The organism is Methylobacterium sp. J-072, assembly GCF_022829425.1.
Lineage (GTDB): Bacteria > Pseudomonadota > Alphaproteobacteria > Rhizobiales > Beijerinckiaceae > Methylobacterium.
This window is the reverse complement of record NZ_JAKSYK010000076.1, coordinates 1-26120: the sequence shown is the minus strand read 5'-3', so window position 1 is coordinate 26120 and position 26120 is coordinate 1. Positions and strand designations below refer to the sequence as shown.

General features: G+C 70.0%; 22 protein-coding genes. 6 read left to right on the top strand and 16 right to left on the bottom strand.

From position 1 onward, the window contains the following. Nucleotides 1-99 precede the first annotated feature (99 nt). Together MKK67_RS07485 and MKK67_RS07480 are read right to left on the bottom strand one after the other, a co-directional pair. Nucleotides 100-474 (bottom strand): hypothetical protein, encoded by a 375-nt coding sequence (locus MKK67_RS07485; protein WP_243963152.1) that lies wholly within the window; start codon nucleotides 472-474, stop codon nucleotides 100-102. A 426-nt stretch (nucleotides 475-900) separates the two neighbouring features. Beyond that, entirely contained in the window at nucleotides 901-1704 is an 804-nt protein-coding gene (locus MKK67_RS07480; RefSeq protein ID WP_007568855.1) for a response regulator, read from the bottom strand. Between the two features lie 233 nt (nucleotides 1705-1937). Here MKK67_RS07480 and MKK67_RS07475 point away from each other — a divergent pair, with 233 nt between their 5' ends. Beyond that, nucleotides 1938-2210 carry a NepR family anti-sigma factor gene (locus MKK67_RS07475; protein WP_243963151.1) on the top strand — a complete coding sequence of 91 codons (273 nt, stop codon included), beginning with the start codon at nucleotides 1938-1940 and terminating at the stop codon, nucleotides 2208-2210. A gap of 129 nt (nucleotides 2211-2339) precedes the next feature. Here MKK67_RS07475 and MKK67_RS07470 read toward each other — a convergent pair whose 3' ends face one another. Continuing rightward, a complete protein-coding gene (locus MKK67_RS07470; protein ID WP_007568853.1) occupies nucleotides 2340-2516 on the bottom strand; it encodes a DUF1328 domain-containing protein in 177 nt (58 codons plus the stop codon). 557 nt (nucleotides 2517-3073) lie between these two features. On the opposite strand from MKK67_RS07470, the gene MKK67_RS07465 reads away from it, so the two are divergent. Beyond that, nucleotides 3074-3994: an MBL fold metallo-hydrolase gene (locus MKK67_RS07465; protein WP_243963150.1), complete on the top strand. Its 921-nt coding sequence runs from the start codon at nucleotides 3074-3076 to the stop codon at nucleotides 3992-3994. Nucleotides 3995-3996: 2 nt separating this feature from the next. On the opposite strand, the gene MKK67_RS07460 is transcribed toward MKK67_RS07465, so the two are convergent. Next, entirely contained in the window at nucleotides 3997-4776 is a 780-nt protein-coding gene (locus tag MKK67_RS07460; protein WP_243963149.1) for a DUF1499 domain-containing protein, read from the bottom strand. 162 nt (nucleotides 4777-4938) lie between these two features. Beyond that, complete coding sequence (locus MKK67_RS07455; protein ID WP_243963146.1) at nucleotides 4939-6744, bottom strand: AsmA-like C-terminal region-containing protein; 1806 nt, start codon at nucleotides 6742-6744, stop codon at nucleotides 4939-4941. A 311-nt stretch (nucleotides 6745-7055) separates the two neighbouring features. Between MKK67_RS07455 and MKK67_RS07450 the strand changes: the two genes are divergently transcribed. Next, the gene (locus MKK67_RS07450; RefSeq protein WP_243963145.1) at nucleotides 7056-7796 is read left to right on the top strand and encodes a CoA transferase subunit A; all 741 of its coding nucleotides are present in this window, start codon (nucleotides 7056-7058) and stop codon (nucleotides 7794-7796) included. Nucleotides 7797-7817: 21 nt separating this feature from the next. Next, nucleotides 7818-8480, top strand: a complete 663-nt coding sequence (locus tag MKK67_RS07445; protein WP_243963144.1) for a CoA transferase subunit B — start codon at nucleotides 7818-7820, stop codon at nucleotides 8478-8480. Nucleotides 8481-8655: 175 nt separating this feature from the next. Here the strand turns inward: MKK67_RS07445 and MKK67_RS07440 are convergent, their stop codons facing one another. The 4 genes from MKK67_RS07440 to MKK67_RS07425 form a co-directional block, all read right to left on the bottom strand. After that, the gene (locus tag MKK67_RS07440; protein ID WP_243963143.1) at nucleotides 8656-10353 is read right to left on the bottom strand and encodes a methyl-accepting chemotaxis protein; all 1698 of its coding nucleotides are present in this window, start codon (nucleotides 10351-10353) and stop codon (nucleotides 8656-8658) included. 479 nt (nucleotides 10354-10832) lie between these two features. Beyond that, nucleotides 10833-11519 (bottom strand): metal ABC transporter permease, encoded by a 687-nt coding sequence (locus MKK67_RS07435; protein WP_243963142.1) that lies wholly within the window; start codon nucleotides 11517-11519, stop codon nucleotides 10833-10835. A 177-nt stretch (nucleotides 11520-11696) separates the two neighbouring features. Continuing rightward, a complete protein-coding gene (gene acnA / locus MKK67_RS07430; protein ID WP_243963141.1) occupies nucleotides 11697-14396 on the bottom strand; it encodes an aconitate hydratase AcnA in 2700 nt (899 codons plus the stop codon). A 336-nt stretch (nucleotides 14397-14732) separates the two neighbouring features. After that, nucleotides 14733-15557 (bottom strand): CDC27 family protein, encoded by an 825-nt coding sequence (locus tag MKK67_RS07425; RefSeq protein ID WP_243963140.1) that lies wholly within the window; start codon nucleotides 15555-15557, stop codon nucleotides 14733-14735. Nucleotides 15558-15686: 129 nt separating this feature from the next. Here MKK67_RS07425 and MKK67_RS07420 point away from each other — a divergent pair, with 129 nt between their 5' ends. Then, nucleotides 15687-17084 (top strand): leucyl aminopeptidase family protein, encoded by a 1398-nt coding sequence (locus MKK67_RS07420; RefSeq protein ID WP_243963139.1) that lies wholly within the window; start codon nucleotides 15687-15689, stop codon nucleotides 17082-17084. Nucleotides 17085-17093: 9 nt separating this feature from the next. Here MKK67_RS07420 and chrA read toward each other — a convergent pair whose 3' ends face one another. The 5 genes from chrA to MKK67_RS07400 form a co-directional block, all read right to left on the bottom strand. Next, nucleotides 17094-18455: a chromate efflux transporter gene (gene chrA / locus MKK67_RS07415; RefSeq protein ID WP_243963261.1), complete on the bottom strand. Its 1362-nt coding sequence runs from the start codon at nucleotides 18453-18455 to the stop codon at nucleotides 17094-17096. Beyond that, the gene (locus MKK67_RS07410; protein ID WP_243963137.1) at nucleotides 18452-19624 is read right to left on the bottom strand and encodes a M20 aminoacylase family protein; all 1173 of its coding nucleotides are present in this window, start codon (nucleotides 19622-19624) and stop codon (nucleotides 18452-18454) included. The genes chrA and MKK67_RS07410 overlap by 4 nt, the downstream gene beginning before the upstream one ends. 64 nt (nucleotides 19625-19688) lie before the next feature. Beyond that, the gene (locus MKK67_RS32555; protein WP_279601489.1) at nucleotides 19689-19817 is read right to left on the bottom strand and encodes a hypothetical protein; all 129 of its coding nucleotides are present in this window, start codon (nucleotides 19815-19817) and stop codon (nucleotides 19689-19691) included. A gap of 23 nt (nucleotides 19818-19840) precedes the next feature. Further along, a complete protein-coding gene (gene cueR, locus MKK67_RS07405) occupies nucleotides 19841-20308 on the bottom strand; it encodes a Cu(I)-responsive transcriptional regulator (protein ID WP_243963136.1) in 468 nt (155 codons plus the stop codon). Then, nucleotides 20305-22806 carry a heavy metal translocating P-type ATPase gene (locus MKK67_RS07400; protein ID WP_243963135.1) on the bottom strand — a complete coding sequence of 834 codons (2502 nt, stop codon included), beginning with the start codon at nucleotides 22804-22806 and terminating at the stop codon, nucleotides 20305-20307. Before MKK67_RS07400 ends, cueR begins: the two co-directional genes overlap by 4 nt. A 111-nt stretch (nucleotides 22807-22917) precedes the next feature. Here MKK67_RS07400 and MKK67_RS07395 point away from each other — a divergent pair, with 111 nt between their 5' ends. Continuing rightward, a complete protein-coding gene (locus tag MKK67_RS07395; RefSeq protein ID WP_243963134.1) occupies nucleotides 22918-23529 on the top strand; it encodes a glutathione S-transferase family protein in 612 nt (203 codons plus the stop codon). Here the strand turns inward: MKK67_RS07395 and MKK67_RS07390 are convergent. Together MKK67_RS07390 and MKK67_RS07385 are read right to left on the bottom strand one after the other, a co-directional pair. Beyond that, complete coding sequence (locus MKK67_RS07390) at nucleotides 23511-24785, bottom strand: ATP-binding protein (protein WP_243963133.1); 1275 nt, start codon at nucleotides 24783-24785, stop codon at nucleotides 23511-23513. The genes MKK67_RS07395 and MKK67_RS07390 overlap by 19 nt on opposite strands. Nucleotides 24786-24807: 22 nt before the next feature. Continuing rightward, nucleotides 24808-25896, bottom strand: coding sequence for a lysylphosphatidylglycerol synthase domain-containing protein (locus MKK67_RS07385; RefSeq protein WP_243963260.1), 1089 nt, complete (start codon nucleotides 25894-25896; stop codon nucleotides 24808-24810). Nucleotides 25897-26120 lie beyond the last annotated feature (224 nt).

Here is a 26120-nt window from a genome sequence, read left to right as displayed (position 1 = left end):
GACCGGCGCCGTCTTTCGTTTGAGGCAACGCCAAAACAGCAAAAGGCCCCGCTGGGACAGCGGGGCCTTTTGCTTTCCATGCTTCGTCTGGAGCGGCGATCAGGAGATGCAGCGACCCGGGGTCATGCGGCGCGCCTCGGGGCCGACCAGGGAGCTGAGAGCGATCTCACAGCCATCGCGAACCAGCCGTCGCGGCTGCGGCAGCTGCTTCAAGATCGGCCGAATACCGATCTCCTGCCCCTCCTCGGCGACCGGGACAGAGCGCCCATCGACACGCTGGACGCCGGCGACCCGCGTCGGGCTCAAGGCCAGCGAGACCGGACGCATGCCCGGAAGCGGCGCCTGCACCGTCGAAGCAGCGGCCAGGATCGGGGGGGTCCAATGGTCGGCCGTCTCACGCACCACCGGTTGGATCAACACGGTGAGAAGAGCCGCGGGAGCACTCACGCCCAGAATGAAACCAGACCGCAGCATCGCCCCGACCTCATCATGAGAGCTTGACAGGATGTTTCCATAACGCGGTCTGCAATCGCGGGTTCCACGACTGTGCCGTCTCTGTGCTTCCTGAGTATTCGCTGACGAACCGGCTGTTGGTGCGGCGGCGCACCCCCGTCATCCACAACCGTCCCATGTGCCGAAAAGGTCACATTCGCGCAAAAAGCGTACTTCCGGAACCTCCCAGCCCCGCGCTCGTTTTATCGAGACCCGGCCACCTGGTCCTCCCCGCATTCCCCTTGTGCATCGGCCGGAACCTTTTCGACGGGCTGGAGCCATCTCCAGCCCGTTTTTTTTGCGCGCTTTCGACTGGACCACGGCAACAAAAAACCCCGGCTCGGACCGGGGCTTTTTTCGAGGGTCGTGGCTGGTCCGGAGCGGCGAACCGCTCCGAAGGTCGGAGCTTCAAGCCGTCTTGGCTTCCCGGCGGCGCGCGGTCTGCTGGAAGAACAGCGCCTGGCTGATCACCGCGGAGACGTTCGCCGGCTGGAACGGCTTGGCGATGAGGAAGGCCGGCTCGGGCCGCTCACCGGTGAGGAAGCGCTCCGGATAAGCGGTGATGAAGATCACCGGCACCTCGAAGGTCTTCAGCAGGTCGTTCACCGCGTCGAGGCCCGAGGACCCGTCGGCCAGCTGGATGTCGGCCAGGATCAGGCCCGGGCGCTTGCCCTCGCTGGCGATCTTGATCGCCTCGGTCCGGGTGCGGGCGACGCCGATGACATTGTGGCCGAGGCCTTCGACTAGAGCCTCGAGATCCATGGCGATCAGCGGCTCGTCCTCGATGATGAGGATCTCGGTGGCCATGTCGGCGGCGAGCTCGCGGCCGGCCTCATCGACCAGGTCGCGGACCTCGGAGACGTCCACTGCCAGGATGATCGCGGCGTCCTCTTCCGAGAAGCCTTCGAGGCAGGAGAGCAGGAACGCCTGGCGCGGCAGCGGCGTGATCTGGCCGAGGCGGACTTCGGCGGGCAAATCGTGCTGGACCTGCTCGCTGCGGCCGTTCACCGACAGGGAATTCCAGATCCGGGTGAAGACCCGGAACAGGTCGGCCTTGATGTTGGTGCTGCGGCCGAGCGTATCCGGCTCGTTGACGAGGGTTTCCAGGGTGGCAGCGACATAGGCGTCGCCCGCCACTTGGCTCCCCGTGAGCGCCCGCGCGTAGCGGCGCAGGTACGGCAGGTGCTGTACCACGAGTTGCGATGTCGACATTCGATCCCCTGTGCCTCGCCGTGTTGCCCGGCCGCGATGCCTCGGTCCTCGACCGAGGTCGTGCCGGGGCCGGCTTGTATCCTGCGCAGCCTACCGCCCAACGCGGAGGCCCGCACTCCGTTCCGCCCCCAGCGGAACCGATCCGGCGGGCGGGCGTTGCAGCCGCAGCCATGGCGTATGTCGAGCCGCAGTACAATGCGGCCCAGCGGACTTCGGCAACAAGGGGCGTGTGAATGGCGGACCAGGGCAAGGATGCGGACCTCCGCACGGGAGATCCGCATGCCGGAACCGCCGCAGATCGCCTACTCCCCTCCGATGAAGGTCGGGTCGCCGTCCCATCCACCGGAGACCGGCCCGCCGCCCGTCATGGCCTCAGCGACCACACCCGCAATCGCCTCGCCGCACAGTTGCGTGCGATGTACGACACGGTAGCTCAGCAGCCGGTCCCTGACCGTTTTGCCGAACTCATCGCCAAGCTCGATGGCGGCGACCGCGAAAAGGCATGATGTCCAGTGATAGGCCCATGCGCTTTGCTGGCCGGACAGCCTTCCAAGATGGAAAAGCCGCCGTTGGTGACGGCGGCTCCCCCCAATTCGCGCGCCAGCCAGGCGCCAGCGTCAGTCGTTACGACTGCTTTACAGAGTTGGCGAACGGCCGCGCATCAGGCCGACAACGGCCGAGATCGCGAACAGGACGATCGCCACGAAGAACACCAGCTTGGCAGCTTCCATGGCGGTTCCGGCAATACCACCGAATCCGAGCAGAGCGGCGACCAGTGCGACGACGAGGAAAGTTACGGCCCAACCGAGCATGGTGCGTATCCTTTAAAAGTACCGGCGCGGGCGGCCGCGTCGTTCTGGACTCGAAAACGCCAAGGTTTCACTTCGGTTCCGCACACTTGACAACGGACCCGCTTTTCGTCTCGCTGATGGACCTCCCCGCGACGAAGGGTGACGGAACGGGAGTTGGGCGGTCGCGTTCGATGATTGGTCATTAGGTCCGAACCGGGATCCGAGATGCTGCAAACTGCAAAGAGAGCCGTTCGATCCAAGATCGCTGCCCTCGCGGCGCGCGTGACGGAGATCGTCGATGGGGCTGCCGACATGGCGCGCGCGGCTGCCCTTGGGCTCGGCGTCGTGCCGGCTCCCGTTCCCGTACCCGTCCGTGTGCGGGCCGGCCGGTCCCACCGGGCCGGCTGAGTCGCGACCCGCCTGACACTGACAGGCGAACCGGCGCATCGCCGCAACCAAGGCTCCCGAGCCGCTGGCCGGGGGCATTTCTCCGTCCGCCCCCCCCTGAACCATCGCACCCGATTGCGCTGCCCTTGGGCGCAGCCGTAGAACCACCGCCGGGAAGGCACGGGGTGGCGATGGCGGTTGAAGACGAGAGCAAGCCAACCTTCGATCGGTCCTTGCCCGAGAGCGGGCGCATGGAGCACGTCGCCCCGCTGATCCGGCGGCGAATCGCCCCGAACGGCGGCCCCTACACGGCGACCGGGACCTGCACCTACGTGGTCGGCCACGAGCGGGTCGCGGTCATCGATCCGGGTCCGGACGATCCCGCTCATGTCGAGGCGCTGCTGACCGACCTCGGCCCCGAGCAGGTCGCGGTGATCGTGGTCACCCACACGCATCGGGATCATTCGCCGGGCGCGCGTCTCCTGGCGGCCCGGACCGGTGCGCCGATCGTCGGCTGCGGCCCGCATCGCGCGGCCCGCGCCTTGGCGGAGGGCGAGGCGCCGATGCTCTATGCCAGCTCCGACAGGGCGCACGCCCCCGAGCGGGTCATGGCGGACGGCGATACCGTTTCCGGGCCGGGCTGGACCCTCGTGGCCGTGGAGACTCCCGGCCACACGATGAACCACCTCGCTTTCGCGCTGCCGGAGGCCGAGGCCCTGTTCTCAGGCGACCACGTGATGGCCTGGAACACCTCGATCGTCGCCCCCCCGGACGGGGAGATGCGGGCCTACATGGCCTCGCTGGAGAAGCTGCGCGGGCGCGGCGAGACGATCTACTGGCCCGGCCATGGCGGCCCGGTGCGCGAACCCGCGCGCCTCGTCCGCTGCCTCATCGGCCACCGCCGCCAGCGGGAGGCGGCGATCCGCGCTCGCCTGGCCGCCGGGGATGCGCGCATCCCGGAGGTGGTCGCGGCGATCTACCAGGGTCTCGACCCACGGCTGCGGGGGGCGGCCGCCCTGTCGGTGTTCGCCCATCTCGAGGATCTCGTCGGACGCGGGCTCGCGACCTGCGACGGACCACCGCGCCTCGATGGGACCTACGCGCCCGCCTGAGGCTACTTAACCGCCAGCGCCAAGTTGGCGACGTCGTCGAGATAGGCCCGGATGCGGTCGGCATTGCTGCCGAAGTCGCGGCCTCCGAGCCGCGAGGCTGAGCGGACATCGATCCGGGCGCCGTCGGCCCGGGGGCGAATCCGCACGGTCACGTCGTCGGGTAGGTTCAAGATGAGACCGCGGGCCACGGCCTCGATCCGGCCGTTGCCGGTACGCCCCCCCGGACGGATCGCCTCGACGATCTGCCAATGCCGGTTGAGGGCGGCCTTGCGGGCCAACTCGAAGGCCTCCTCGGCGCCGATATCGAGCGTCAGCGGGGCGATCTGCGGGTAGGCGCCGCGCTGGCGCTCGCGGATCGCGGGGCCGGGATCGGCCGGGTAGAGTCCACCCCGGGCCGCGAAGGCGGCGCGCGAGCGCGAGAAGGCCGGCGGGTTGTCGATATCGGTGGTGATGTCCGACAGGATCGGCAGGCGCAGGCCGCGCACACCCAGATAGGCCGGGTAGCCCAGGAGCAGCAGGGCGAGCAGCAGTCCGGCCAGCGCAGCCCCCAGGCCGCGCGCGCCCTCGCGCCAGACATGCACGAACGCGAAGAATGCCGCGACCGCCGCGGCCAGGGCGACGCAGAGCCCGGCCGCGAGAGCCACCAGCGCCGCGTCGGTATCGGCGCGCGGGTCCCGGACCAGGATCAGGGCGAGCCCGGTGGCGATGATGGAGAACACCGCGAGCTGCCGCGACAGCGGTCCGGCGCGGGTGACGGGATCCTCGACGAGCTGGCGGCGCATGGGGGTCACGGAGGGGTTCGGGGCCGGAGCTTAAAGCATCATCCCGAAAGGTGGCCACCGGCTTTCGGGAAAAAGATGATGCGACATCAAGGATCTACAGCATCGCGCCGGTTCCGATATCCGGCACGATGCTGGAGGTTCGGGCAGGCGCGATGGCCAAGGTCAGGGTGCGTAGGCGCGGGCGGTGCCGCTCAGCCCGAGGGCGGCCGGCACCTTGAAGGGATCGGGCAGCATCGCCTCGCCGTGGGACACGATCTGCGCCGTGGGCGCGTCCCACGGACCCGAGACCTCGAACAGCAGCCCGCGGGCCGGGTCGGCCAGGGCCCGCAGCGCGAGGTCGCCCCGGGCCTCGATCCGCCGGCCCGGCAGCGAGACCTGACCCTGCAGGCTCGCTCCGACGCTCGGGCCCCGCAGGCCGGATTCGGCGAACTCGCCGATCCCGTCGGAGAAGCGCAGGGTGATCGCGGCGCGCTCGAAGACGGTCCGGCCGTTCCGGCGCGCGAGCGCGCCGGCGGGAACTACGCCGTTGCGATGGACGAGCTCGGCCAGGTCGAGTCCCGCGATCGCGCCCCCATCCACCGAGAGGGTGGCACGGCCGCCGAGATGGGCGAGCAGGCCGGCGCTGTCGCGGGCGCTGCCCTCCAGGCTGAATTGACCCTGCAGGGGCCCGCTCATCCAGCGTCCCGCGCCGATCTCGCCCAGCAGGGTCCCGGCATCGACCCGATCCAGGCTGCCCTGCATTCGCACCTCGGTCTCGGCCGGATCCTCGGCACACGACAGGGTGAGACGCCCCTTGAGCGTCCCGTCCTGAAGGCGTGCCCGGTTCACGGCGACTTCCACGGCGCCGTCCCGCACCAGGATGCTGGCGGCCAGATCCTGCGCCTGGACCGGCCCGACCCGGCCCTCGGCCGCGGACAGGCGCAGGTCGAGATCCCCCTTGGTCAGCGGTGCCAGCGCCAGGGACGTCGGCTCGGACTCGAACAGCTTGATGAGGTCGCCCATCAGCGGCGACAGATTGAGCGTCTCGGCCGCCAGCGTCGCCTGGACCGAGAGGCGCGGCGCGGCCCCGGCCCCCAGGGTCACGGCGCCCGCGCCATCCAGAACGTCGTCGCCGAGCCCCACGCGCAGGCTCGGCCACGACACGGATCGGTCCGCAGCCTCGAACCGTCCCTCGAGCGAGAAGGCGCCGGCAAGCGCCGCGAGCGGTGCATCGCGCCCGAGCCAGGCCAGGGTCCGGGGGAGCGAGCGGCTCTCGAACCGGGCGCGCCCGGCCAGCGCCGGCAGGCCATCCCCGTCCGGTGGGGACCCCGCCGTCCCCTCGGCGGCCAGGCTGCCATCCGGCCAGGTCACCGACGCCGTGAACGGGGTGCGCAAGCCCTGCGCGATGTAGGCCGGCAGCAGATGAGTCAGCGCGATCCGCGTCGGCACGCCCCGCCAGGTCAGGCCGGCATGGGCTTCGGCGGACGCGCTCCAGAACGGCCAGGCGAGGTCGACATCGATATCCCGCGCGTCGTCGCCGTTGCCGATGCGGGCACCGCTCAGGGCGATCCAGCGCGGGCGCTGGGTCAGGCCCGAGCGCATCCGCCCGGCAAGCTGAGCCAGCGGTGCGCGCCAGGCGGCGGCATCCGGCGACAGCCGTGCATCGTCCAGCCGGAGCCCGCCCAAGGCGGCGCGGCCGGCCAGCAATCCGAGCGGGTCGAGGTCGATCGTCAGGCGGCCGCCCTCTGCGAGAGTCAGCCCGTTGGGTCCGGCGGCGATGCGGACGCGGCCGAGGCTCAGGCGCGGGATCGGCAGGAGCCTGAGGCTCGCTGGTCCCTGAGCGGTCAGCGCCAGGCCGTAATCGTCCAGCGCATGGCCCGCGAAGGTCATCGCCCGGCCGCCATCGACCGACCAGTCCTGCAGGCCGAGCCCCGCGAGGATCAGACCTCCGAGGGCGACAACGAAGATCGGGCGGCGCGGCGACATCATGCTCCGAATGGGCGAGCCGCGGGTGCGGCCGGGGGCCAGGTGCCGCGCCAGCCCCCTCAAGCCGTCGCGGCCCGGTCGGGTCTGCTCGTTGGGTGCACGTCATAGCGCGCTCCGCCGGCCTTGTCTGCGGGGGGCCGCGCGGGCCGCTCCGCTCTCCCCAGCGCGGTGCGGGTTACGGATCGCCCCGGACGCCATGTGGGCTGAGGATACCGGTACTGGATTTCGTCAGCGGAATCAGGGACAGCAGGCCCAAGGAAACGCGCTTCCCAAGATTTCGGCCGGGACAGACCGGGCGGGAAAAGGACGGTTCGATGAAGAAGGTCTACACGGATCCCACGGCGGCTCTGGCCGGCCTGCTGCGCGACGACATGATGGTGATGTGCGGCGGCTTCGGCCTCTGCGGCATCCCCGACGAGCTGATCGAGGCGGTGCGCGCCTCGGGGGTCAAGGGTCTGACCATCGTCTCGAACAATGCCGGCATCGACGGGGTCGGCCTAGGCAAGCTCCTCGACACCCGGCAGGTGCGCAAGATGATCTCGTCCTATGTCGGCGAGAACAAGGAGTTCGCCCGGCAGTATCTCGGGGGCGAGCTTGAGATCGAGTTCAATCCGCAGGGGACCCTGGCCGAGCGCATCCGCGCAGGCGGCGCCGGCATCCCGGCCTTCTTCACCAAGACCGGCGTCGGCACCAAGGTCGCCGAGGGCAAGGAGGTGCGGGAGTTCGACGGCGAGCAGTACGTGATGGAGCGGGGCCTGTTCGCGGACCTCGCCATCGTGCACGCTCATACCGGCGATACCGAGGGCAACCTCCGCTACCGGATGACCGCCCGCAACTTCAACCCGATGATGGCGACCGCCGCCAAGATGACGGTGGCGCAGGTGGAGCACCTCGTGAAGCCTGGGGAGATCGACCCGGACACGATCCACACACCCGGGATCTTCGTGAAGCGGATCATCGAGGTCGGCGTGCGCGAGAAGCGCATCGAGCAGCGCACCACCCGCAAGCGCGGCGATAGCACGCGCGCGGCCGCCGCCGGCGGCGGCACGCACTGATCGAGGGAAGGGAGTAAAACGATGGCCTGGACCCGCGAGCAGATGGCGGCGCGCGCCGCCAAGGAGCTGGAAGACGGCTTCTACGTGAACCTCGGGATCGGCATCCCGACGCTGGTGTCGAACTACATTCCCGATGGCATGTCGGTGCAGCTGCAATCCGAGAACGGCATGCTCGGCATGGGCCCCTTCCCGTACGAAGGCGAGGAGGACCCGGACCTGATCAATGCCGGCAAGCAGACGATCACCGCGCTGCCGACGACGAGCTACTTCTCCTCGGCGGACTCCTTCGGGATGATCCGGGGCGGGCACATCAACCTGTCGATCCTCGGGGCGATGCAGGTGGCCGGCAACGGCGACCTCGCCAACTGGATGATTCCCGGCAAGATGGTGAAGGGGATGGGCGGCGCCATGGACCTCGTTGCCGGCGTGAAGCGCGTCATCGTGGTGATGGAGCACGTCGCCAAGAACAAGGACGGCACCGAAAGCCCAAAGCTGCTCAAGGCCTGTGACCTGCCGCTCACCGGAACCCGGGTGGTCGATCTGGTGATCACCGATCTCGGGGTGTTCGAGATCGACAAGAAGGGCGACGGCGGCATGAAGCTGATCGAGCTCGCCGACGGCGTCTCCGAGGAAGAGATCCGCAAGAAGACCGAAGCGGATTACACCGTCGCGCTCGCGGCCTGATACGGGGCGATCTCACGGCTCGAACATGGGTTTCCAAAGGGCCTGCGGCCCTTTGGCGGAGTTCGGGGCGCGGAGCCCCGAGTCTTCGCAGGGCTCTGCCCTGCACCCGCAAAAGGTCGAAGACCTTTTGAAACCATGATCTTTTGCGCGTCTATCGGACCGGCACCATGCTGCCTCAGGCGGCCCGGATGCCGTTGAGGAAGCGGGCGACCTCGGCGTTCAGGCGCCCGGACTGATCCGAGAGCACCGCCGCCGCGCCCAGCACTTGAGTCGCGGCCGCTCCGGTCTTCTCCGACGCTTCCGCGACCCCGACGATGTTGCTGGTGACCTCGCCGGTGCCAGAGGCCGCCTGCGCGACGTTGCGGACGATCTCCTGGGTCGCGGCGCCCTGTTCCTCAACCGCCGCGGCGATGCTGGCGGTGACGCCGTCGATCTCGCCGATCCGGCTGGTGATGCCGCCGATCGCCGCCACGGCGTTCTCGGTCACCGCCCGGATCGCCCCGATCTGGCCGGTGATCTCGTCCGTGACCTTGGCGGTCTGGCTGGCCAGCTCCTTCACCTCGCTGGCGACGACGGCGAAGCCGCGCCCCGCCTCGCCGGCCCGGGCCGCCTCGATGGTCGCGTTGAGTGCCAGCAGGTTGGTCTGGCTGGCGATGCTGGCGATCAGCCCGACCATCTCGCCGATCTTCACCGAAGTCTGGTTCAGGGCCTGCACGAGTTGGGTCGTCTCGCCGGCTTCCCGGGCCGCAATCCGGGTCAGATCGGCCGATCCGGTAACCTGACGGCCGATCTCCTGGACCGAGCTGCCGAGCTCCTCCGCGGCCGCCGCGACAGTCTGGACGTTGCCGGCGGCCTCCTCGGCCGCCGCCGCGACGGTGGCGGCTTGCATCGCCGCGAGGCTGGCGGTGTCGGTCATGCTCTGGGCGGCGGTCTGCAGCTCGGTGGCCGAGTTCGACACGGCACCGACGATGCCGCCCATGGTCCGCTCGAAGCTCTCGGCTAGTTCGGCCCGGGCACGCCTGCGCTCGGCCGAAGCCTCCGCTTCAACACGGCGCCGGATCTCGGCCTGCTCGGCCGCCTTCTCGGCCACCATCCGCTTGATCCCCTCGACCGCACGCCCGACCGCGCCGATCTCGTCGCCGCGGACGGCCTCGGCGATGTCGCTGTCGATTTCCCCGCGCCCCATCCGTTCGAGCGTCCGGACCAGCCTCTTGAGGGGCGCCGTAACGCCGAGGATGACCACCACGACGCCCGCCGCGATGGCGACGGCGAGGCCGATCGAGGCCGTCGCGACCAGCGTAAGGGTGGCGCGAGAGGCGGACTGCTCGGACGCATCGCGCTCGTTTTGGAGTTCGGCCGTCAGGACCTCGACCCGAGCTTGCGCCAGCTCCCACAGCTTCGCGCGCAGCGGATTGCCATCGCCCAGCAGGATGTCGCGCGCGAGTTCGCTGTCACCCTGCTCCGCGCTGGCGATGACTCGGTCGATGACCGCACCGAGCGCCGTCAAGGTCTGGCGCAGCGCTTCGTTCGCCGCGCGCCGCTCGACCGTATCGGTGAGCTTCCCCAGTTCATCGATGACGCCGAAAGCGTGCGCCTTGGCCTGCTTGATGCGGGTCTCGTACCCCGCCATCTGGGACTCCCGCGTCTCGAGGACGAGGTTCCGCGCCTGGACGGAGATTTCGCTGCCATCGATCTGGAGGCCGAGGATCAGCGCGAGGCGCTTGGCCTGCACATCGACGATCTGCCGAGTCTGTCCTGACTGCGCGATCAGGCTCGAGCGGGCGTAGATAAGCAATCCTCCAGCCGCGAAGGCTATAATGACAAGCGGAATGATAAATTTCACAAGAATTTTTGCGTCGCGCAAGAATTTCATCGCGCCGGTCCCGCGTCTTCGAGGCTAGATATCCGATACTCTAGCACAGTCGCGAAAATATCAACTCCTGAGATCAGCCGGATTACGCTGCTCACAAACCGAACATGATATGACCCATTATATAACGCGCTAATTTTTCATACTAAATATCAATATGATAGGAAGTATTATTTTACGGTCGTTGACTCGGATTACAAATGTATTGATCATCCTAAGCCTGATCACCCCATGTGAGGCAGGTTGCTGATGTGGAGCCGTTTCTCAGGATTGGGAAAAGCCCGACCTCTGTCCATGAACGGCGTTCAACCGTGCCGATGATTTGTGCACGCGCTTGCAGCATTCCCGGACGCCAAGCACCGCCGCCCGAACACTGCAGGTTCAGCCTTCATGTCCGAACCTGCAGAACGCCCGAGCTTCGATGATGGACCCGCGCGCCGCAGCCAGCCTGGCCGAACGCGGCGCGCGAAGACTCCAAAAAATCACATCGGCGGGGTGAGTCCATCCTTGCCGACCGCCACGAGCTTGCCCTCGGCCTTGGCGCCATCCTTGGCGACGACCGCGAAAACCTTGGAGCCGGGGGCCAGGATCGCCTTGTCGGCCGGCTCGAAGGCGACGATCGGCGCCGAGGACGGCACCACGATCTCCTTGGACCCGTCCTTGCCGTAGCTCACCGTCAGGGTGCGCTCGCCGCCCGACGCGGCCTTGTCGGCCTTCACGGTGCCGTTGGTCATCGCGCTCTTCACCTTCGGCGCGTTGGCCGTCTCGGCCTTCACGGTGCCGTTGGTCATGGCGCTCTTCACCTTGGAGCCGGCGCCGCCGGTCTGGTCGGTGATCGAGTCCCAGCCGTAATGGCCTTCGCCGGTGCCGCGCATCGACTCGGGGAACAGCACGACTTCGAGGGCCGTCATCGGGTTCTCGCCCTTGGTGGCGGTGCCGATGAAGACGCCGTCCTTGATGGCGTCGAGGCTCGACGGGACGACCCAGGCGAACTTGGCGCCGCCGACATCGACGGTCTCGGACTTGCCGTCGTCGGTCTTGATCGTGAGCGTGCTGCCCTCGGCCTTGTCGATGGTGCCGCGGACGCGCTCGACCTGGGCGGCGAAGGCCGTGCTCGACAGCAGGGCGGTCAGGCCGGCGGCGGCGAGGATTTGTGTGGCGTGCTTCATGGGGATCCCATCCTGGCTTCAGGAGCCGGGTTATGGGGTGCCGGACGGCGAAAACAAGATTGCGCGCAAGACAACAATCGTAAGATGCGCAGCCCAGCGCGCATGAAAAAGGCGGCGCCGGATCGGCGCCGCCTCGTAACGGTTCAGGCGACCCTACGGAGGCCGCCTGACCGAGGGTCAGGCCGCGAGGGAGCGCAGCACGTACGGCAGGATGCCGCCATTGCGAAAATATTCCAGCTCGTCGAGCGTATCGATCCGGCAGGTGAGCGGCACCTCCTTCTTCGATCCGTCCGCCGAGGTGATCTCCGCGACCAGGGTCTGGCGCGGCTTCAGCTCGCCCGACAGGCCCTTGATGGTGACGGTCTCGTCGCCCTTGAGGCCCAGGGAGGCCCAGGAGGTCTCGCCCTGGAACACAAGCGGGACGATGCCCATGCCGACGAGGTTCGAGCGGTGGATGCGCTCGAAGCTCTCGGCGACCACGGCTCGGATTCCGAGCAGCTTCGTGCCCTTGGCCGCCCAGTCGCGCGACGAGCCGGTGCCGTATTCCTTGCCGGCGAAGACGACGAGCGGCGTGCCGCTCTCGGCGTATTTCTGCGCCGCGTCGTAGATGAACATCTTCTCGCCAGTGGGCTGGAACAGCGTCCAGCCCCCCTCGACCACGTTGCCGGACGGGTCCCGGACCATCTGGTTCTTGATGCGGATGTTGGCGAAGGTGCCCCGCATCATCACCTCGTGGTTGCCGCGCCGCGTGCCGTACTGGTTGAAGTCCTGCACGCGGACCTGGTGCGCCTGCAGGTACTCGCCGGCCGGCGAGGCCGCCCGGATGTTGCCCGCGGGCGAGATGTGGTCGGTGGTGATCGAGTCGAGGAAGAGCCCGAGGATGCGGGCGTTCTCGATGTCCTCCACGGGCTTGGGCGTCTTCTCCATGCCGACGAAGTACGGGGGGTTCTGGACGTAGGTGGAGCCGGGGTTCCACGCGAAGGTCTCGGCCTCGGTGACCTCGACGTCCTTCCAGTTCTGGTCGCCGCCGAACACGTCGGCGTAGCGGCGCTTGAACAGCTCCGAGGTGATGTTCTCCTCGATGAACTGCTGCACCTCCGCCGAGGACGGCCAGATGTCCCGGAGGTAGACCGGCTTGCCGTCGGAGCCCTGGCCCAGCGGCTCGGTGGTGATGTCGATCTGCATGGAGCCGGCCAACGCGTAGGCGACGACCAGCGGCGGCGAGGCGAGGTAGTTCGCCCGCACGTCGGGGTTCACCCGGCCCTCGAAATTGCGGTTGCCCGAGAGCACCGCGGCGGCCACGACGTCGTTGTCGTTGATCGCCTTGGAGATCGCCTCCGGCAGCGGGCCGGAATTGCCGATGCAGGTGGTGCAGCCGAAGCCGACGAGGTTGAAGCCCAGCGCGTCGAGGGGCTCCTGCAGGCCGGATTTTTCCAGATACTCGCCGACGACCTGCGAGCCGGGGGCGAGCGAAGTCTTCACCCACGGCTTCGAGCGCAGGCCTTTGGCGACAGCGTTGCGGGCGAGCAGGCCCGCGCCGATCATCACCGACGGGTTGGATGTGTTGGTGCAGCTGGTGATCGCAGCGATCACCACGTCACCGTGGCCGATGTCGAAGTTCGTGCCCTCGACCGGATAGCGGCTGGCGAGGTCGGCGGCCTTCTTGAACTCGGTCTCCATCGAGGTCGCGAAGCCGGGCTTGGCGGCGTCGAGCAGGACGCGGTCCTGCGGGCGCTTCGGGCCGGCCAGCGAGGGCCGGACCTCGCCCATGTCGAGCTGCAGCGTATCGGTGAAGACCGGGTCGGGCGTCTTGGCGTCGCGCCACATGCCCTGCGCCTTGGCGTAGGCCTCCACCAGGGCGATCCGGTCGTCGGACCGGCCGGTGACCTTCAGGAAGTCGATGGTCTTCTGGTCGATCGGGAAGAAGCCGCAGGTGGCGCCGTATTCCGGGGCCATGTTGGAGATCGTGGCCCGGTCGGCGACAGCCATGTCGTCGAGGCCAGGGCCGTAGAATTCCACGAACTTGCCGACCACGCCCTTCTTGCGCAGCATCTGGGTGACGGTGAGCACGAGGTCGGTGGCGGTGGTGCCCTCGGGCAGCTTGCCCGACAGCTTGAAGCCCACGACCTCGGGGATCAGCATCGAGAGCGGCTGGCCGAGCATGGCCGCCTCGGCCTCGATGCCGCCGACGCCCCAGCCCAGCACCGCCATGCCGTTGACCATGGTGGTGTGCGAATCGGTGCCGACCAACGAGTCGGGATAGGCGATCTCGGCCCCGTCCTCGGACTTCGTCCAGACGGTCTGGGCCAGATATTCCAGGTTCACCTGGTGGCAGATGCCGGTGCCGGGCGGAACCACGGAGAAGTTGTCGAAGGCCGACTGACCCCACTTCAGGAAGGTGTAGCGCTCGCCGTTGCGCGAGTATTCGAGGGCGACGTTGTCGGCGAGCGCCTTCGGGGTGCCGAACTCGTCGACGATCACCGAGTGGTCGATGACGAGATCGACCGGCACCAGCGGGTTGATCTTCTGCGGGTCGCCGCCGAGGGCCACCATGGCGTCGCGCATGGCCGCCAGATCGACCACGGCCGGGACGCCGGTGAAGTCCTGCATCAGCACGCGGGCGGGGCGGAAGGCGATCTCGACCTCGGCCTTGCCCTTCTCGGCGAGCCAGCCGACCGTCGCCGCGATGTCGGCCTTCCGGACGGAGCGGTCGTCCTCGAAGCGCAGCAGGTTTTCGAGGATGACCTTCATGGAGAAGGGCAGCGCGGTGGCGGAGGCGAGGCCGTTCTTCTCGGCCTCGGGGATCGAGTAGTAGGTGTAGGTCTTGCCGCCGGCTTCGAGCGTCTGGCGGGCCTTGAAGCTGTCGAGTGATGGCACGGCTGGTTCTATCCTCGCTGCGGGTTGTCGAACACGCGCAGGCAAGACCTGCGCTAGGAAGTCTGTGTTCGGCCTGTGTAGCGCCCGACGGGCGCGCGCCGCCCCGGGAGTGCCCGGGCAGGAGACGATGCGCGGGGGCGATTTGGACGCCCGTGGAGCCGCGCGGCGCAGCCAGGACTCGATATAGAACTTTTCGAATCTGGCCGCTACCGGGTTGCGATGACAGCCGCGCGGCCCTGTCGGGCCTGCGCGCATGTGCCCACGGCACGGCCTATCCCGAGACGCGGACCGATCCCGGGGGCCTTTGCGACCTGCTCAGGTGCGGCTTGAGGACCGTCAGCCCTGCTGCGGCGCGCCGGACAGCGTCTTGAAGCGATTCGGCTGGGCGGCGAGCTTGCGCAGGGACGCCACGTTGGCCGCGGCCTCCTCGGGTCCCATGTCGCGGCGCAGAACCGTCTCGGCATCGGCGAAGCGGCCCTTGAGACCGAGCACAAGGGCGAGGTTGGCCCGGACGCGGGCATCGGCGCCGGGCTGGTCGGCGGCGAGACGCAGGGTCTGCTCGGCCTGATCGAGATTGCGCGACAGCGCGTAGGACAGGCCGAGATTGGACAGCAGCGAGGGCTCGTTCGGCCGGATCTTGAGCGCGGCCTCGTAGAAGCTCTGGGCCCGGGCCTGCTCACCGAGCTGCGCGGAGGCCGAGCCCTGCGCCGACAGGATGCGCCAGTCGGGCGAGGCCGGGGAATGGGCATTGGCGAGCACGTCGATCGCCTCGCGGTAGCGGCCGGCCTCGACCAGCGACTTGCCGTAGGCGCCGAGGATGAACGTGTCGCGTGGGTTGCGCAGGGCCGCCTGCTGCAGCACCGCGGAGGCCTGGGCCGCCTGATCGTTCGAGCGGAGAGCGCGGGCGTAGGCAACCGCCGTCCGCCCGTCGCCGGGATTGGCGTTGAAACGCTCGGCCAGAGCGTCGATGTCCTGACGTGAAGGCGTCTCTTGGCGTGAAGCCGTCTGGCGCGCGCCGACTTCACCGATCGAGCCGGTGGTCTCCGGGGAGCGGGTGTTGCAGCCGGCAAGACCCAGCGCCACGAGGACCGCGGCGGCGAGGCCGGCGCGGCGGCGGGTGGAAGCCGGGGTCGTGGTGACCCGGATCGGGGCCGTCTTCATGATACGCTCCGCCGGCACTGGCCGGGCGGGCTCTGGCTCGCGCTTCACGCTCCCGGCCGGCCGGTGATAGAGCGTTAACCCTAACCACCGGTTAAGCCGCTGCCGGCCCGACCGCTGCACGAGAGGCACATGACCCAGGCCGACACTTCCGCGACGCCCGCCCTGCTGCCCGGCGACACGCCCTCCGTGCCGGTCACCCTCGTCACGACGGCGTCCTGGCCCGAGGCCGAAGCCGCCCTGGAACCGGCGCACAGGAGCTTTGCGCACGCCATCGGCTTCAAGCCGAAGGCCGGGAGTCTCGCGCTGCTGCCGGGACCGGACGGAAGCCTCGCCCGGGTGCTGTTCGGCCTCGGCGATCCCGAGGCGCCGACCTACGACCGGCTGATCGCCGGCAAGCTTCCGGGGCTGCTGCCGGATGGCGCGTTTCGCCTGGAGAACGCCCCCGAACCCGCCGAGGCCGCCCTGGCCTGGCTGATGGGCAGCTACCGCTTCGGTCGCTACCGGTCCTCCGGGGGCACGAAAGCCCGACTGGCGGCACCGGCCGGGATCGACGCTGCGGAGGTCGAGCGGGTCGCCGGTGCGGTGGCGCTGGGCCGCGACCTGATCAACACCCCGGCCAACGACCTCGGCCCGGCGGAGATCGAGGCCGCCGCCCGGGCCCTGGCCGAGCGCTACGACGCGGCCATCGATGTCACGCAGGGCGAGGAACTGGCCCAGGAATTTCCCCTGATCCACGCGGTCGGCGCCGCCTCGACGCGGGCACCGCGGCTGATCGATCTGACCTGGGGTCCGGAGGACGCGCCGAAGGTGACCCTGGTGGGCAAGGGCGTCGCCTTCGACACGGGCGGGCTCGACATCAAGCCATCCTCCGCGATGCTGCTGATGAAGAAGGACATGGGCGGCGCCGCGGTGGCGCTGGCCGCCGCCGACATGATCATGGGCGCCGGCCTCAAGATCCGCCTGCGGGTGCTGATCCCGGCGGTGGAGAACGCGATCTCGGGCAACGCCTTCCGCCCGAGCGACGTGCTGTCCAGCCGAGCAGGGCTGAGCGTCGAGATCGGCAACACCGACGCCGAAGGCCGGCTGATCTTGGCCGACGCGCTGGCGCTCGCCGACGCGGAGGGACCCGAGCTGATCCTCGACTTCTCGACGCTGACCGGGGCTGCGCGCGTGGCCCTGGGGCCGGACCTGCCGGCGTTCTTCACCGAGGACGAGACCCTGGCGGCAGCCGTCGCGGAGGCGGGGCGGATCGCGATCGACCCGATCTGGCGGATGCCGCTGCACGCCCCCTACGCGAGCCTGCTCGACTCCAAGGTGGCCGATCTCAACAACGTCTCCGGCGGCCCGTTCGCCGGGGCGATCACCGCGGCCCTGTTCCTGCGCCGCTTCGCCCCGAAGACGCGGGCGCACGGCCATTTCGATCTCTACGGCTGGAACCCCTCGACCAAGCCCGGTCGGCCCGAGGGCGGCGAGGTCCAGACCGCGCGCCTGACCTACGCGCTGCTCAAGGCCCGCTACGGCGCCTGACTGTCCGAGTCAGGCCAGGCCCGTCAGCCGCAGCACCATCCCGGCCCCGGCGCAGAGCGCCAGGGTGGGGACCGCTCCAAGCCCGAGCCGGAAGACGGCCAGGATCGCCAGCAGCGTCAGCCCCAGGGCCGCGGGGTCGAGGCTGCCGAGCACCGGCAGGTCCAGGCGCAGCGGCCCGAGCGGCACCGTCCGGACCTCGCGGAACAAGGTCCGCAGCCCGAACCAGACCGCGAGGTTGAGGATCACACCCGCGACCGCGGCGGTGATCGCCGAGAGTGCGCCGGCGAGCAGACGGCTGCCGCGCAGGCGCCCGATCAGCGGCGCCCCTGCAAAGATCCAGAGGAAGCAGGGTGCGAAGGTCACCCAGGTGGTGAGCAGGCCGGCGAGCGTTCCGGCGAGCAGCGGTTGCAGGGTGCCGGGCGCCCGGTAGCCGGCCAGGAAGCCGACGAACTGAAGCACCATGATCAGCGGGCCGGGGGTGGTCTCGGCGAGTCCGAGCCCATCGAGCATCTCCCCAGGCCGCAGCCAGCGGTAATGCTCCACCGCCTGCTGCGCGACATAGGCCAAGGCCGCGTAGGCGCCCCCGAAGGTCACAACCGCCATCTTGGCGAAGAACACAGCCACCTGCCCGAAGACCGGCGGCAGCCCGGGCAACACCAGCAGAGCGACCACCGGCAACAGCCAGATCGCCAGCCAGAGCGCGCCGATGCGCAGCGAATCCGCCGGCCCCGCGTGCTCCCGCGGCAGCATGGCCTCGCCGATCAGGAACCCGGCCTCGTCGGCTGCCGCCTCCACGGGGGTCGAGGCCGGTGCGGGTCTCCGCCCCAGCACGAGGCCGAGGATGCCCGCCGCGACCACGACCAGCGGGAACGGCACCGCGAGGGCGAAGATGGCCACGAAGGCGGCACCCGCGATGAGGCGGTCCGCCCGCCCGCGCAACGCCCGGCCCCCCAAGCGCCAGAGCGCGTGCAGCACGATGGCGAGCACCGCCGCCTTGAGCCCGAAGAACAGGCCCTCGACCCACTCCACCGCACCGTACAGCACGTAGAGCCAGCTCAGGCCCATCAGGGCCAGCAAGCCCGGCAGCACGAACAGCCCGCCCGCGACCAAGCCGCCGGCCGGGCCGTGCATCAGCCAGCCGATATAGGTCGCGAGCTGCTGCGCCTCCGGCCCCGGCAACAGCGTGCAGAAGCCGAGCCCGTGGAGGAAACGCCGCTCGGAGATCCAGCGCCGCTCCTCCACCAGGAGGCGGTGCATCACGGCGATCTGGCCGGCCGGACCGCCAAACGACAGGGCCGCGACCCGCAGCCAGACCGGGACGGCCTGCCGAAGGGTCGGGAGCGGGATGCGGGCGGCGCTCGCCGCCGTCACGCCGTCCGGGGCAGCGCCGTCTCGATCAGGCGCGCCCACAGCGACGCCCCGTAAGGCGCCGCGGCGTCGTTGAAATCGTAATGCGGGTGGTGGAGCGAGGCACTGTCGCCGTTACCGATGAACATGTAGGCGCCGGGGCGGCGACCGAGCATGTAGGAGAAGTCCTCCGCCGTCATCATCGGCGCCACCGTGCGGTCGACATTCTCGGCCCCGACCAGGGACTCGGCTACGCCAGCCATGAAATCCGTCTCGGCCGGATGGTTCTCGGTCACCGGATAGCTCGAGCCGTACTCGACCACGCCAGTAGCGCCGAAGGCACCCGCGATCTCCGCCACCAGGGTCTCGATCCGCGCCTTGATCTGGCTGCGCACCGCCTGGGACAGGGTGCGCAGGGTGCCGCGCATGGTCACGCTCTGCGGCAGCACGTTGAACGCCTCGCCGGCATCCAACGCACAGACCGAGACCACGGCCGATTCCAGCGGATCGAGGTTGCGCGACACGATGCTCTGCAGGGCGATGATCACGTGGCTCGCCACCAGCACGCTGTCGACGGCGTTCTGCGGGAGGGCCGCGTGGCCGCCCCGCCCCTCGATGGTGAGGGTGAAGCGGTCGGTGGACGCCATGATCGGCCCCGGCCGGATCGCGAAGGTACCGACCGCCATTCCGGGAATGTTGTGCATGCCGTAGACCGATTCGATCCCGAACCGCTCCATCAGGCCGTCCTCGACCATCGCCTCGCCGCCGCCACCGCCCTCCTCGGCGGGCTGGAAGATCAGCACCGCCGCGCCGTCGAAATCCCGGGTCTCGGCGAGGTACTTGGCGGCTCCGAGCAACATCGTGGTGTGCCCGTCATGCCCGCAGGCGTGCATCTTGCCCGGCACCGTGGAGCGGTAGGGGAGATCGCGCACCTCCTGAATCGGCAGGGCGTCCATGTCGGCGCGGAGCCCGATGGCGCGGTTCGAGCTCCGGCCGTTGCCGCGGATCACCCCGACGACGCCGGTGCGGCCGATGCCGGTCTCCACCACGTCACAGCCGAAGGCCCGGAGCTGGTCGGCCACGAACCCCGCGGTCCGCTCCACGTCGTAGAGCAATTCGGGATGGGCATGCAGATCGTGCCGCCACGTCGTCATCGTGTCGGCGAAGTCGCGGATCCGTTCGAGGACGGGCATGGGTCCGGGCTTTCGTGGCCTTCAGGTCTGAGCCCGACCAGCAAAGCCGGGGCCAGACATGGCGTCAACGGCCACGCTTGTCGCGCGGGACATCAAATCGGTCGGTCTTCCCGGTCAGCCACAGCATCCCAACCCCAAGGACGAGCCCCGCGAGCGGCACGGCAAGGAGGCTGGCGAATTGAACCGTCGTCATGAATCCGAACCCTCCGAAGCAGCTTACACCATTCCCCGCCCCCGTCCGCGATCTGACAGGCCGCGAGTCGACCGCCGCGGCGCCGGCGCATGATCCTCGGTGGCGAGATCGTCCAGGATCGGACATTCGGGCCGTTCGTCGCCGCAGCAGCTCTCGGCGAGGCGCTCCAGGGTCCGGGCCATGCCCTCCAGCTCGGCGATGCGCCGGCGCAGATCCGCGATCTGCTGCTCGGCGATCGCCTTCACGCCGGCGCTCGGCCGGGCGCGGTCGCGCCAGAGGGCCAGCAGGTCCGCGATGGCCTCGACGCTGAAGCCGAGGTCGCGGGCGCGGCGGACGAAGCGCAGGGTGTGCAGGTCCGCATCGTCATAATGGCGATAGCCCGCCTCGGAGCGGGTCGCGGGCGGCAACAGGCCGGTCGCCTCGTACCAGCGGATCATCTTGGCCGAGACGCCGGTGCGCCGCGCCGCCTCGCCGATCGTGATCGCGCTCATGCGGGCCTCGGCGCCAGCGCCGTCGCCGTGACGGGGGCGGCCCGTCCGCCGGCCCGGCGCAACCGCAGGGCATTGCCGAGGACGAAGACGCTGGAGAAGGCCATGGCACCCGCGGCCAGGACCGGCGACAGGGCCGGGCCTCCGAACGGCACCAGCAGGCCCGCGGCCACCGGGATCAGAGCCGCGTTGTAGGCGAAGGCCCAGAACAGGTTCTGGCGGATATTGGCCATCACCGCCCGGGACAGGGCCAGCGCCTCGACCAGCGCCGCCGGATCCCCCGACATCAACACCACGTCGGCGCTCTCGACGGCGATGTCCGTGCCGGTGCCGATGGCGAGGCCGACATCGGCTTCAGCCAAAGCGGGCCCGTCGTTGATGCCGTCGCCCACGAAGGCCACCGGCCCATGCGCCGCTCTGAACCGCTGGACGGCGTCGACCTTCCCGCCGGGCAGGATGCCGGCGGCCACGTCGTCGATGCCGAGATTTTTGGCGATCTCGGCGGCGGTGCGCGGATCGTCGCCGGTCACCATCGCGACGACGAGGCCCTGCGCCTTCAGCGCCGCCACGGCCTCGCGGGCGCCCGGCTTCACCGGGTCGGCCACGGCCAGCAGGGCGGCGTGACGGCCATCGAGGGCCAGGTGGATCGGGCTCTTACCGTCCCGAGCCAGTCGCTCGGCCCGATCGGCGAGGTCCGGGTCCTGGGCGATGCCGAGTTTTTCCAGGTAGCGCGGCGCGCCGAGGGCCACGCTCCGGCCCGCGACCCGGCCGGAGATTCCAAAACCCTCCAGCGCCTCGAAGCGCTCCGGCTCGGGTATGGCGAGGCCCCGGCCGCGGGCAGCCGCCACCACGGCGCCGGCCAGCGGATGTTCGGACCGGCTTTCCAGACCGGCGGCCAGCGCCAACGCCTCGTCCTCCGCGAGGCCCGCGCCGACGAAAAGATCGGTGACGCGCGGACGGCCCTCGGTGAGGGTCCCGGTCTTGTCGAAGGCGACGACGCGCACGTCGCGCAGGCCCTGCAGCGCCGCGCCGTCGCGGAACAGGATGCCCCGGCCAGCCGCGCGGCCGGTCCCGACCATGATGGCGGTGGGGGTGGCGAGCCCCATGGCACACGGGCAGGCGATGATCAGCACCGCCACGGCATTGACCAAAGCCGGCCCGAGGGCAGGCGCCGGGGCGAGGATCAGCCAGCCCAGGAAGGTTAGAAGAGCGATCCCGATCACCGCCGGCACGAAGCGCCCGGTGACGCGGTCGACCAGGGCCTGGATCGGCAGCTTGCCACCCTGGGCGCGCTCGACCATGGCGGCGATCTGCGCGAGCACGGTGGCGGCGCCGACGGCATCGACCCGCAGGTCGAGGCTGCCGCGCCCGTTGAGGGTGCCGCCGACCATCCGGTCCCCGGGCCCCTTGCGCACGGGCGCCGGCTCACCCGTGACCATGCTTTCGTCGACGTGGCTCGTGCCGGACACCACCGCACCGTCGGCGGCGACCCGCTCGCCGGGACGGACGCGGACGACGTCGCCGACCGCCAGGGCCGAGAGCGGTACCTCGACCTCGGCCCCGTCCCGGATCACGCGGGCGGTCTTGGGCGCCAGGTCCATCAGCCGGGCGATGGCCTGCCCGGTCCGCCCTCGGGCGCCGGCCTCCAGGGTTCGCCCGAGCAAGATTAGCGTGACGATCAGCACGCTGGCCTCGAAATAGAGATGCGCCGCACCGGCGGGCAGCAGGCCGGGGAGCAGTGTCGAGACCAGGGAATAGAGGTAGGCGGCCCCGGCCCCGAGGGCGACCAGGGCGTTCATGTCGGGGTGGCCGCGCAACAGGCCCGGCACGCCCCGCAGGAAGAAGCGGCGGCCGGGCCAGGCGAGCACCAGGGTCGCCAGGGCAGCCTGGACCATGGCCGTCACCGGATCGCCGTGGAGGGTGGGCAGGATGTGGCCGCCCATGTCGAGGACGACCACGGGGGCGGACAGCAATGCCGCCACGGCGAGGTCGCGGCGCAGGGCACGGCCCTCGGCCTCCTGCCGGGCCGCGGGATCGCGTCGCGGCCCATCCTCGACGGGTCGGGCCTCGTAGCCCGCCGCACCCACGGCCGCGACGAGGTCGGCCACGGACACCAGGCCCTCGGGATGGCGGATCGCGGCCTGGCCGGTGACGAGGTTGACGCTGGCGCCGCTTACGCCCGGTAGGGCGGCGAGCGCCCGCTCGACGCGCCCGACGCAGGAGGCGCAGGACATTCCGGTGACGGCGATCCGGCTCTCCGTCTCCGGGACGGGGTAGCCGGCATCGGCCAGCGCCGCCGCGGCATCGGCCGGGCTGGCGCCGCCGCCGAGGACGAGGCTGGCCCGGTTGGTCGCCAGATTGACCGCCACGTCGCGGGCGCCGGGCAGCGCCCTCAGGACGCGCTCGACCCGGCCGACGCAGGACGCGCAGGACATTCCCGTGACGGGAAAGCTCAGGGAGACGTGTTCGGGCACGGGGGCGGTTCCGATCGAAGCATCCATGCCGCCTCAGATGGGGGTTCCCATCATGGGAAGGTCAAGAGCCGCCCGGATCGCATTGCCAAATCGCGCGTGGCCGGACAGATTTCCTTCGCACGCCGCGCGGGAGACCCCATGGCCGAGAAGCTGACCATCTATGGCGACCCCGGCTCGGGGAACTGCCTGAAGGTCAAATGGGTGACCGATCATCTCGGCATCCCGGCCACATGGCACACGATCGATGTCCCGGGCGGCGGGACGCGCGATCCGGCCTTTCTGGCGCTGAACTCCGCGGGCCGGGTCCCACTGGTCGTCTTTCCCGATGGCGAGACCCTGTCGGAGTCGAACGCGATCATCATCCACCTGGCGGAAGGCTCGGCGCTCGTGCCCGAAGCGGCGCGCGCCCGCGCCCGGATGCTGCAATGGATGTTCTGGGAGCAGTACAGCCACGAGCCCTACATCGCGGTCCGCCGCTACCAGCTCCACTACCTCAAGCGCGCCCCGGAGGGGCTCGACCCGAAGCTCGCGGAACGCGGTGGGGACGCGCTGCGGCTGATGCAGGGGACGCTCGAACGCTCCGCCTTCATAGCCGGCGATGCGCTGACGCTCGCCGACGTGGCGCTGGTCGCCTATACCCGCATGGCCCACGAGGGCGGATTCGACCTGGCCACCTACCCGGCGATTCGCGCCTGGATCCCGCGGGTCGAGGCCGGGCTGGGGATCGGCCCCTATACCGGCCCGGCCTGATCGGCGACGCGCGGCCCCTCCGCCAGGGCACCGTGTTCCGGCAGGCTGACGCGCACGATCGTCCCCTGGCCGACCGTGCTCTCGATGGCGAGGCGGCCGCGGTGGCGGTTAAGGCTGTGCTTGACGATGGCGAGGCCGAGGCCCGTCCCGCCCCGGGCGCGGCTGGAGGCCACGTCGACCCGGTAGAAGCGCTCGGTGAGGCGCGGGATGTGCTCGGGCGGGATGCCCGGGCCGTCATCCGTCACCGACAGCACGATCCGGCGGCCGAGCCGGGGATCGTCCTCCCGGCTCAGGCCGACGCCGACATGGCCGCCACCGTATTTCACGGCGTTCTCGATCAGGTTCTCGATCACCCGAGCGAGCTCGTCGGCATCCCCGGGCACCGGATAGGGGCCGTCGCCGTCCGCGAACTGCACCGTGGCGCCCCGCGCCTCGGCGGGCGGCCCTTGCGCGTCGACCATCTGGCGGGCGAGCGCGCCGAGATCGACCACAGTGGTCGGGGCCACGTGCTCGCGCAGCTCGATCCGCGACAGCGACAGCAGGTCGTCGATCAGCCGCGTCATGCGCAGGGCCTGGACGCGCATGATCTCGAGGAAGCGCTCGCGGGCCTGCGGATCCTCGCGGGCGGGCCCCTGCAGCGTCTCGATGAACCCGATCAGGGTGGCCAGCGGCGTGCGCAGCTCGTGGCTGGCATTGGCCACGAAATCGACCCGCATCGCCTCCAGGCGGCGGGCCGAGGTGAGATCGCGCAGGAACAGCACGGCGCTGACCCCCGACCCGTCCGGCATCGGCAGGGCGCCGATCTGGACCTCGAAGGTCCGCTCCAGGGGGACTCGGGTCGAAAGCGGGACGCGGCGGGGCATGCCGGAACTGAGAACCGCCTCGACCCCGTCGAGGACCTCCGGGCTTCGCAGGGCGAAGGACAGGGGCCGGGCCTGATGCAGGGCCGGCAGGAGCGCCCGGGCCGCCGGATTGGCCTCCACCACCAGGGTGCGGCGGTCCACCAGGATGACCGGGTCGGGGACATGGGCCAGCAGCGCCTCGGCGATCGCGTGGCGCTGGGCCGTCGCCGCCGGCCGCGGCGGTGGGGCGTCCCGGCCGCGGCCGGCGAGCCAGCCGCCCAGGCAGACCGAGACGAGACCGGCGAGGATCAGCGGAAGGTCGAGACGGCCGGACAGCCCGACGATGGCACCGAACAGGCCGATCGCGATCGCGGCGCCCATCCAGGATTGGGAACTGCGCGGGCGGTCGGACATGGGCGACGGCGGGCCGGAGCGGTTACCGGGACTCGGTGTCGTCGGGCCATGGCCGACCGGACGGGCCAGCCGTGCCTTCCGGCGGTCCCGGATCGCGCGCACCGCCGGCCCTCTTCACGATCTCGTAGAGGCCCAGCATCGCGAGCGCGGTCATGAACGGCACGACGTAGTAGCAGCCCCGGAACAGCAGCAGCGAGGTCAGCACCTCGTTGCGCGGCAGGCTCGACAGGGCGAGCAGCACGGTGGCCTCGAACACCCCGATTCCCCCGGGGGCGTTGGAGGCGATGCCGAGCATGGCGGCCAGCACGTAGATCGCCAGGAAGGTGGTGAAGCCCAGCGTCATCTCCTGCGGCAGCAGGACGTAGAGCACGGCCGCCGCCGCACAGACATCGCCGATCCCGACGAGCATCTGGCCGATCGAGACCGAGGCGCCGGGCAGTTCCAGCCGCCACTGCCTGACGGTGATGCTGCGCTTCTTGGCCGAGACCCAGGCGAGGTAGCCGAGCACGAGGCCCAGCGCCGCGAGGCCGACGCCCTGGTTGATCCGGATCGACGTGAAGGCGAGCCCGGCGAGCTGGCCGGCCTCGATGATCAGGCTGAGGCCCAGCACCACGCCCATGCCGAGCCAGAAGGTGAAGCCGGCGATGACGGTGAGCGCCGCGATCTTGGCCGTGGACAGACCCTGCCGGGCGTAGATCCAGTAGCGGATCGTGCCGGCGGTCAGCAGCGGGAAGCCGAGGGTGAAGCTCACCGCGTAGCTCGTGAACGAGGCGAGGGCGGTGATCCGGTACGGGACCTTGATCCGGAGCTGGCGCAGGGCCAGCGCGTCGTAGCCCGTGAGGAACAGGTAGCTGATCCCGACGAACAGGAAGGCCAGGCCGAGCTGCTCGGCGGTCGCCGCCGCGACGGCGGCCCGCACCTCCGCCCAGCTGACGCTCTGGACGAGCTTCCACAGCACGCCGAGGGAGACCGCGAACAGCACGATGCTGGCGGCCGTGCCGATCCAGGCATACCGGCCGCGCCAGCTTTTCCGCGGGGTGTCCGCGGCAGCGTCGTGCTTTACCGGCTCGACCGGCTCCGCCGGTCCCCGGTGCTGTCCCTGAAAGTTCATGCCGTTCGGCGTCCGCCCTTCCGGCTGCGCGGCCCGGCCGAAGGCCTGCGCCCGTACCGGATGATCCCGGACCGCGGCCCGTTGCCTCGCCATGTAGGCCGAACCGGCGCGCAAGGCCAGGGAAGGCCCGGCAAGAGACGGGGATGCTATCCGCGACGCAGGATCGCCGCCGCGTCCGACAGCCCGCGACGGATCCGCGCCGGTACCTCCGGCGCGGTGCAGAC

Bases quoted from the DNA above. Each gene is read 5' to 3' on its own strand.
- MKK67_RS07485 (WP_243963152.1), bottom strand. From the start codon at position 474: ATGCTGCGGTCTGGTTTCATTCTGGGCGTGAGTGCTCCCGCGGCTCTT.
- MKK67_RS07480 (WP_007568855.1), bottom strand. From the start codon at position 1,704: ATGTCGACATCGCAACTCGTGGTACAGCACCTGCCGTACCTGCGCCGC.
- MKK67_RS07475 (WP_243963151.1), top strand. From the start codon at position 1,938: ATGGCGGACCAGGGCAAGGATGCGGACCTCCGCACGGGAGATCCGCAT.
- MKK67_RS07470 (WP_007568853.1), bottom strand. From the start codon at position 2,516: ATGCTCGGTTGGGCCGTAACTTTCCTCGTCGTCGCACTGGTCGCCGCT.
- MKK67_RS07465 (WP_243963150.1), top strand. From the start codon at position 3,074: ATGGCGGTTGAAGACGAGAGCAAGCCAACCTTCGATCGGTCCTTGCCC.
- MKK67_RS07460 (WP_243963149.1), bottom strand. From the start codon at position 4,776: ATGCGCCGCCAGCTCGTCGAGGATCCCGTCACCCGCGCCGGACCGCTG.
- MKK67_RS07455 (WP_243963146.1), bottom strand. From the start codon at position 6,744: ATGATGTCGCCGCGCCGCCCGATCTTCGTTGTCGCCCTCGGAGGTCTG.
- MKK67_RS07450 (WP_243963145.1), top strand. From the start codon at position 7,056: ATGAAGAAGGTCTACACGGATCCCACGGCGGCTCTGGCCGGCCTGCTG.
- MKK67_RS07445 (WP_243963144.1), top strand. From the start codon at position 7,818: ATGGCCTGGACCCGCGAGCAGATGGCGGCGCGCGCCGCCAAGGAGCTG.
- MKK67_RS07440 (WP_243963143.1), bottom strand. From the start codon at position 10,353: ATGAAATTCTTGCGCGACGCAAAAATTCTTGTGAAATTTATCATTCCG.
- MKK67_RS07435 (WP_243963142.1), bottom strand. From the start codon at position 11,519: ATGAAGCACGCCACACAAATCCTCGCCGCCGCCGGCCTGACCGCCCTG.
- MKK67_RS07425 (WP_243963140.1), bottom strand. From the start codon at position 15,557: ATGAAGACGGCCCCGATCCGGGTCACCACGACCCCGGCTTCCACCCGC.
- MKK67_RS07420 (WP_243963139.1), top strand. From the start codon at position 15,687: ATGACCCAGGCCGACACTTCCGCGACGCCCGCCCTGCTGCCCGGCGAC.
- MKK67_RS07410 (WP_243963137.1), bottom strand. From the start codon at position 19,624: ATGCCCGTCCTCGAACGGATCCGCGACTTCGCCGACACGATGACGACG.
- MKK67_RS32555 (WP_279601489.1), bottom strand. From the start codon at position 19,817: ATGACGACGGTTCAATTCGCCAGCCTCCTTGCCGTGCCGCTCGCGGGG.
- cueR (WP_243963136.1), bottom strand. From the start codon at position 20,308: ATGAGCGCGATCACGATCGGCGAGGCGGCGCGGCGCACCGGCGTCTCG.
- MKK67_RS07400 (WP_243963135.1), bottom strand. From the start codon at position 22,806: ATGGATGCTTCGATCGGAACCGCCCCCGTGCCCGAACACGTCTCCCTG.
- MKK67_RS07395 (WP_243963134.1), top strand. From the start codon at position 22,918: ATGGCCGAGAAGCTGACCATCTATGGCGACCCCGGCTCGGGGAACTGC.
- MKK67_RS07390 (WP_243963133.1), bottom strand. From the start codon at position 24,785: ATGTCCGACCGCCCGCGCAGTTCCCAATCCTGGATGGGCGCCGCGATC.
- MKK67_RS07385 (WP_243963260.1), bottom strand. From the start codon at position 25,896: ATGAACTTTCAGGGACAGCACCGGGGACCGGCGGAGCCGGTCGAGCCG.